This is a genomic window from Paracoccus wurundjeri (genome assembly GCF_030678915.1).
GTDB classification, from domain to species: Bacteria; Pseudomonadota; Alphaproteobacteria; order Rhodobacterales; family Rhodobacteraceae; genus Paracoccus; species Paracoccus onubensis_A.
This window is the reverse complement of the sequence record NZ_JAUUTZ010000055.1, coordinates 1-6506: the sequence shown is the minus strand read 5'-3', so window position 1 is coordinate 6506 and position 6506 is coordinate 1. Positions and strand designations below refer to the sequence as shown.

9 protein-coding genes are annotated in these 6506 nt (G+C 55.6%); 4 read left to right on the top strand and 5 right to left on the bottom strand.

Annotated elements, in window-relative coordinates; translation table 11 throughout:
- From Q0601_RS24505 to Q0601_RS24490, 4 genes are all read left to right on the top strand, one after another.
- Window positions 1-592: TNT domain-containing protein (locus Q0601_RS24505; protein WP_305292814.1), on the top strand; the 592-nt coding region annotated here is incomplete at its 5' end.
- 9 nt (window positions 593-601) lie between these two features.
- On the top strand, window positions 602-853 hold the full coding sequence (locus Q0601_RS24500) for a hypothetical protein (RefSeq protein WP_305292812.1): 252 nt from the start codon (window positions 602-604) through the stop codon (window positions 851-853).
- Window positions 853-1137, top strand: a complete 285-nt coding sequence (locus Q0601_RS24495; RefSeq protein WP_305292810.1) for a hypothetical protein — start codon at window positions 853-855, stop codon at window positions 1135-1137. The genes Q0601_RS24500 and Q0601_RS24495 overlap by 1 nt, the downstream gene beginning before the upstream one ends.
- Before the next feature lie 196 nt (window positions 1138-1333).
- Window positions 1334-2091 (top strand): IS5 family transposase gene (locus Q0601_RS24490; protein WP_305292808.1). Its coding sequence is split into 2 segments (ribosomal slippage): window positions 1334-1670 and window positions 1670-2091, totalling 759 coding nucleotides; the frame shifts between segments, so codons are not numbered across the junction.
- Between the two features lie 53 nt (window positions 2092-2144).
- Here the strand turns inward: Q0601_RS24490 and Q0601_RS24485 are convergent.
- The 5 genes from Q0601_RS24485 to Q0601_RS24465 all read right to left on the bottom strand — a co-directional run bounded on the left by Q0601_RS24485 (window position 2145) and on the right by Q0601_RS24465 (window position 6415).
- Window positions 2145-2897: an SDR family NAD(P)-dependent oxidoreductase gene (locus Q0601_RS24485; RefSeq protein ID WP_305292806.1), complete on the bottom strand. Its 753-nt coding sequence runs from the start codon at window positions 2895-2897 to the stop codon at window positions 2145-2147.
- Window positions 2898-2994: 97 nt separating this feature from the next.
- On the bottom strand, window positions 2995-3564 hold the full coding sequence (locus Q0601_RS24480; protein WP_305292804.1) for a CPBP family intramembrane glutamic endopeptidase: 570 nt from the start codon (window positions 3562-3564) through the stop codon (window positions 2995-2997).
- 563 nt (window positions 3565-4127) lie between these two features.
- Entirely contained in the window at window positions 4128-4637 is a 510-nt protein-coding gene (locus tag Q0601_RS24475) for a DUF2867 domain-containing protein (protein ID WP_305292816.1), read from the bottom strand.
- A gap of 52 nt (window positions 4638-4689) precedes the next feature.
- Complete coding sequence (locus tag Q0601_RS24470; protein WP_305292802.1) at window positions 4690-5322, bottom strand: LysE family translocator; 633 nt, start codon at window positions 5320-5322, stop codon at window positions 4690-4692.
- Between the two features lies 1 nt (window position 5323).
- Entirely contained in the window at window positions 5324-6415 is a 1092-nt protein-coding gene (locus Q0601_RS24465; RefSeq protein WP_305292800.1) for a Gfo/Idh/MocA family protein, read from the bottom strand.
- Between the last annotated feature and the right edge of the window lie 91 nt (window positions 6416-6506).

The window sequence follows — 6506 nt, the reverse complement described above, 5'->3', positions numbered from 1 at the left end:
GAAAGTCCATCAATTGCTGGCAAGCGCCGGAGCGGCCACGGCCCGGGTTGCCGCGCAGATCTTCGACTTCATGAGCACCATCAGCGGGAAGCTGATCGATCTCATCAGGGCTCTGCTTCGGAACAGGACCGGAAAGGGCGAAGGGGCGGTTGGGGAGGAAATCCCGATCGTTCGAAGGGTTGAGAGGAAAGTTCCACCAAATCGTCAACCATTCCACCGCAAAGATCTTGGAGATGAATGGTACGATCCTGAAACTGGTGGGTTGCGCTGGCCACCTAATGATGGGTTTGCCGATACCCCCGTCAATGACACATTACTTCCAAAGACGCGAATTGATCGGTACAGCGCTAGAACAGGTGAATTGGATACAGGAAGCTTTCTCTCTCCAGAAGGTGCAAGTTTCGATTCCAGGGCCCTTCCTTATGACCCTGCGACCCAGACTTATAGTGTATATGAGGTCGTCAAGCCACTTTCTGTAGAAAGTGGCGCTGCAGCTCCGTGGTTTGGAACACCGGGAGGTGCTATACAATACAAAACCGGACCATCAGTTGGCGATCTTGTGAAAGACGGGTATCTTAAACAGATACAATAGGAAGAAAAAATGAATATCACCGAAATGAAAAGACATCTTTCAAATCATGGACTCGATATTGGCAGCCTATACGTCATTGGCGGAATAGGCGACGATGGTGCCCCGGGAATGGAAAAAATAGATGGGAAGTGGTATAATTACGATTGCGAAAGAGGATCGAAAAATAACTATAAAGAAAGAGAGAGTGAGGATGAAGCATGTAAATATATTATAAGCCAAGCTGAGGCCTTGGCGAGACAGTACTCCATGTGGAAAGAATGATGAATAAAATTAATGAGGCAAAAAAATATTTAGAGCTTCACGGCGCAATCTACGGGATTCACTATACCATAGGAGGGCTGGGAAATAATGTCTATGGCATAGAAAAGATAGGAAAATTTTGGTACTCATATAAATCGGAGAAGCCATACAATTATAGAAAAACAAATTACATTCGCCTTGGAAGTGAGGACGCTGCATCCGATTTTATAATTAAAGAGGGGAAGAGGGCTGCGATTAAATCAGGTAGTTGGCTCGAGAATTCATCACAACAGAATTCTTCATAAATCCACATCAGACACAAAAGTTGAACGTAAAATCTCCTGATTATACAATATCTGAAAATATAATATCTCGAACTAGCAAAAAATATTTAGAAATTTTCTTCTGAAATCGACGATCAAGGCGAAGCGCCGGTCTAGGTTCCAGACCCATTGATTTTGGTTGTTTGGCGTGATTCAGGCTCCGTAAGGAGACTGATCAATGAGCAACCTTTTCTGGCTGACTGACGCGCAGATGGCGCGCCTTGAACCTTACTTCCCAAAATCGCATGGCCGGCCCCGGGTGGATGACCGGCGTGTGCTGAGCGGAATAATCTTCATCAATCGCAATGGGTTGCGATGGTGCGACGCGCCGAGGGAATACGGACCGGCAAAGACCCTATACAACCGCTGGAAGCGCTGGAGCGACAATGGGGTGTTCGCCCGGATCATGATGGGTCTGGCGGCCGAAGGCGCTGAGACCAAGACAATCATGATAGACGCCACCTACCTGAAAGCACACCGCACAGCCTCCAGCTTGGCGGTGAAAAAAGGGGGCGCGCGCGACAGATAGGTCGCACGAAAGGTGGCATGAACACCAAGCTGCATGCCGTCACAGATGCGAAGGGCCGGCCAATCCGGTTCTTCATGTCGGCCGGACAGGTGAGCGATTATACCGGTGCGGCGGCCCTGCTGGACGGCCTGCCGAAGGCGGATTGGATCCTGGGGGACCGGGGATACGATGCCGACTGGCTGCGAGAAGCATTCAAAGACAAAGGGATAGAGGTTTGCATTCCGGGTCGAAAGTCCCGTAAGAAGACTGTGAAATACGACAAACGCCGATACAAACGCCGCAATCGGATTGAGATCATGTTTGGACGGCTGAAGGATTGGCGCCGCGTTGCGACCCGATATGACCGCTGTCCGGAGACCTTCCTCTCCGCCATTGCATTGGCCGCGACAGTCCTCTTTTGGCTCTGAAACTCAATGAGTCTGGAGCCTAGTTGAGCGCAGTGGGTTACATCCAAACTCAACTAGAACTGAACGCCTTGAGTTAAGCCGCCATCGACCAGCAGGTTTGTGCCGGTAATGAAGCTGGCTGCCGGGCTAGCGAGAAAAATGGTGGCGTTGGCAATTTCCTGCGGTGTCGCCATTCTGCCCATCGGGTTCTTTGAAAGCCATTTCGCAAACACATCTGGCATCTCACGCTCGATGTGCTCCCATGACCCGCCGGCGAAATACACGTTTCCAGGCGAGACGGTGTTGACCCGTATACCGTCTTGAGCGTGACGCGCCGAAAGAGCCTTGCCGTAATGGATTAGCGCTGCTTTGAGGACACCGTAAGGCTCCGCAAACATGTCGACCTCACGGCCCGAGACGCTGGAAATCAGGACTACGGAGGCAGCCTGGGATGCCTTAAGGAACGGCAGGGCTGCACCTACCATTGTCACAGTGCCGAGTATGTCGGTGTCGAACGCCTGACGCCAGGTGGCAAGGTCGCCGCCACCGGCAAGCGCGCTCACGTTGGGCACAACGATATCCACGCCGCCCATACGCGCGCCCGCATCTTTGACCCAGGCCTCGACCTGCGTAGGGTCCGTGACGTCCACCACACTACCGAAAGCCGATGCGCCGAGCGCCCGCTCGGTTTCGCGCACTCCGCTGTCGCCACGCGCGCAGAAGCTCACCTGTGCGCCCTCAGCCAGAAACAGCTCGACTATCGCTCGACCGATCCCTCTCGACCCGCCGCTAACGATGACCTTTTTGTCTACAAGTCCGAGATTCATGTCTTTACTCCAATTGTTTAAGGGGAACGACCCGCGACCAGCAGGCCAGATCAAGGATTGATAATTGATCGGTGGTCGAGCCGAGCCTCAGCGCCGTTCAGGTCGCGCTCGCCAAGACCATGACTGGGATGGTGGGCAGGTTGACGACGGAATGAACAACGACCGCCGGCCATATGGATCCGCTGCGGCGAAACACTTCGCCAGCCGCCAATCCAGCGACGAACGCGGCGGGAAAAACCACGTTGATGCCGTGGAAGACGGCGAAAATCGTAGCGCCGCCGACCACTCCGACGATTGCTCCATATTTAAGCAGAGCGTTCGTAACGACGCCCCGGAACAGAAACTCCTCTCCAATCGGCGTGACAACGCTAAAGAGGAAAGTGGCGACGACGACGGTCCAGATTCCTCCGCTCGCGCCAGCCAAGTAGATATCTTGCGGTGTTCCGGTATCGCCCGTGAACGAGATATAGGCGAAGATCGCCAAGCCTTTGGCGACAAACGCTACGACGCCCAATGCGGCTCCGATGCCGAGCCATCCCCACGTGGTGCGGCGGATCCCGAAAAATTGCCATGAGCGGCTGCGGAGAAGATAGGCCGCAAAAAAGCCGGCCAGACCGCCGATTCCGGATAGCGCGGTGAAGATCAGCCCGAGACTGACAGGGTCCATTCCCAACTGCGCAAGGGCTGCACCTCCTCCGAGGCCAACGACCGAAATACCGACTAAGCCGACGGAGATCTCCGGCCACCCTGGACGAGCGGAGGCGTTATGAGCGTTAACATTGGTCAAGCGCCAACACCCACTTGAGGCTCTCCGCACCACCCCTCACGTATCAATCGATGGAGCCTCGCGAACCGCTCCACGGGTTGGCATAACGGCGAAGATGAGTGACGCTGTGAAGTTGCGGCAGCGGGTGACGTACGCATTGGCGTCTCTCCTGTAGGCATAAGGCACATCTGCGCGGCTGCGAGCCGCACACTTTTGACTTCATGATATTGGATCGGCCGATGACGAGAGAAGGTGAGGGAAAGGCAAACGCAAGTTTCAGCAACGCGAACGCCTGAGCTCTAGTATTAGCGTTACCGACCGCTTCAAACGCCCTCGACGAGCGGGCCCCGTAATGCAGCATCATCGGACAACTACGAACTTGAGATCACACGGGGCGGGCCTTTCAACGGACCGGATTGCTAGCGCGTAGGCCATGAAAATGCCGGCCGTCCGCCATGTCCCGTTTAGCGCACGCCGGCTCGTTGCACCGCACGCTTCAGGTTCGTTCTGACAATGGTGAGATGAAACGGCCTTATCAGCTTAAGATAGACGCGTCCAAGCGCGCTGCGACTGTGCACGATCGTGGTAACAAACACCTCGATTTCGGTCGCGTCGCTCGTATCCTTGAGCATAATCGATGTCTTGTAATCAAGATGTTGATCTTCCAGCCCGAGCACGATTTCGTGGGCCGTTGAGCTGAGTATATGGAAGAAACTGATATGCTTACTACCCGCAGCCTCCGCCTCGTGCCGAAGTGTCACGGTTGTCTTTAGACCGACACGTGCTGCAATCGTATCCCGTAACCACAACAGCCCTCGAACCCACCACGCGGGTTGCCCGAGTATAGACCGCGCAACGTGTTCCGGATCGCGAGGCATTAGCGCAGGAAACGTTGTTGCGACGGTGTCGATCAAGTCAGCATCCTTGGAGATGTTCAAAATGCTGCATTCGACAGGCGGCGCTACATGCCTCACGCTGCCCCGGTTCCGCGAATGATGGTTCGTCACGGGAGCACTTTCTACCGGTTCAACCTTTCGCCAGCAGAAGGTGAAGTCCCGCGTAAGCGAAGAAGACTGCGACCGCGCCCTCGAACCAGCGCCGTACACGTCTATAGGCACTGATCATGGGTGCCGACGAGAACAGAACGGCGTATCCGGAGAAGATCAATATACTGAGAAGTAAGCTGCCGGCGAGCATGAGCGGAAACACGTGCGGCGGCACGCCCGGCTGAACACCGAGCGACATGATGGAAACCCAGGTGAGAATGGCTTTTGGGTTGCTGAGATGCAGGAAGACGCCCTTACGATACATGGTGCCATACCGTGTCGGTTCGATACCGCGAGAGGGGGCAATTTTAGGACCGCCGGCAGTCAGTGCCGACTTTGCCGACGCATAGGCAAGGAACAAAAGGTACATTCCTCCTACGATTCGGATCACCGACATCGCATTGGCGTAGGTCGCGAGAACCGCAGCAAGCCCTGCAGCTGCGAGCATCGCCCATGTCATGGAACCCGTGAGGATGCCCGCCACCAATGCGAACGCCGACCGGCGGCCGTACGCCATCGCCGTTCCCATGATGGCCATGGTGCTGGGGCCGGGGCTGGCGGTCACCAATATATAGGCGGACCAAATTGGCAAAAGATACTGTAGAGCCGTCATCCTAACGGCCCCGTTCCAGACCACCACTGCGTTCGATCGTGTCGATGAGCCGATGCAGCTCTACTGCGTCATCGAAGGTCGGACTGAGCTGGGTGCCTGCGTTTATGTCGGAGGCGAGCCGGGCATAGGCCAAGGCTACGCTCTGCGACGCCTCGTCAATGAACCCGTCCGCGCTATAGGACGCGGGGATGTCCAGCTCTTTCAGCGTTTCAGTGCCGGTCGCCCCCCTCAGCGTGAAACCTCCAAAGCCGACGTAGCCGACCGGGCTGGTAAGGACGATATCCCCGTCTGTGCCGTTGATCTCGAAGTGGAAGTTGGTTCCTCGCGAAAGGCCGCCCCGGAAATGAACGGCGACGACCGCCCCGTTTTCCAGTGTGCCGTTCACCACCAGTTGATCCGGCACAGACATGGGAAGGAACTTGCTCGTCTCTTCGATCCGGACAGTCTTGCGCCTTGTGGCAAACGCAGCCCGCACATCAGCGAACCGACTGTCGAGAACATTGAGTAGGCCGTCGATGGAGTGGGCGAACATGACGTTCTGCAGGCCGATCCCGTTCTCTGGCTCAAGCGTATAAGCATAGACCTCGCTCATGGACTCACCGAGGATGAGGCCGGACCCTATCATGGTGCTGGACAGCACCTCGCCGACAAAGCCGTTGCTGACCAAATCCCGCATGTAAGCAAATGGCGGGGCCGCCCGTGCCTGAAGCCCGATCGCGGACCTCACGCCCTTCGAGCGAGCCAGCTCCCGCATCCTGATGGCTTCGCTGAGATTCACGCCAAGTGGCCATTCGCAGAACACTGATTTACCCGCTTCGATGGCGCGTGTGACCAGTTCCTCATGTCGCATGACCTTGACTGACACCACAACCAGGTCGACTTCGGGATGGTTGACCAACTCGTCAGTCGTATTCAGCGCATAAGCCACATTGTGCTTTCGCGCAGCAGCAACGGCGATGTCATGATCATGATGACTTATCGCTGTGAGCTGAAACTCAGGTAACTGTTTCAGCGCAGGAATGTGGGCGGTGGTAGCCCAACCTCTGTCTGGATGGACGCCGATGATACCGACGCGTATTGGGAGATGTTCCATGGGCGACAACCGTTGTTGGCGTTCTCTATAGCTAAGCCGTTGCGGTCGGTGTTAGTGCCTCCCCACACCCCCAAAAGCGGCAGAGACGATA

Coding starts and splice junctions, on each gene's coding strand:
- Q0601_RS24500 (WP_305292812.1), top strand. CDS start 602: ATGAATATCACCGAAATGAAAAGACATCTTTCAAATCATGGACTCGAT.
- Q0601_RS24495 (WP_305292810.1), top strand. CDS start 853: ATGAATAAAATTAATGAGGCAAAAAAATATTTAGAGCTTCACGGCGCA.
- Q0601_RS24485 (WP_305292806.1), bottom strand. CDS start 2,897: ATGAATCTCGGACTTGTAGACAAAAAGGTCATCGTTAGCGGCGGGTCG.
- Q0601_RS24480 (WP_305292804.1), bottom strand. CDS start 3,564: ATGGACCCTGTCAGTCTCGGGCTGATCTTCACCGCGCTATCCGGAATC.
- Q0601_RS24470 (WP_305292802.1), bottom strand. CDS start 5,322: ATGACGGCTCTACAGTATCTTTTGCCAATTTGGTCCGCCTATATATTG.
- Q0601_RS24465 (WP_305292800.1), bottom strand. CDS start 6,415: ATGGAACATCTCCCAATACGCGTCGGTATCATCGGCGTCCATCCAGAC.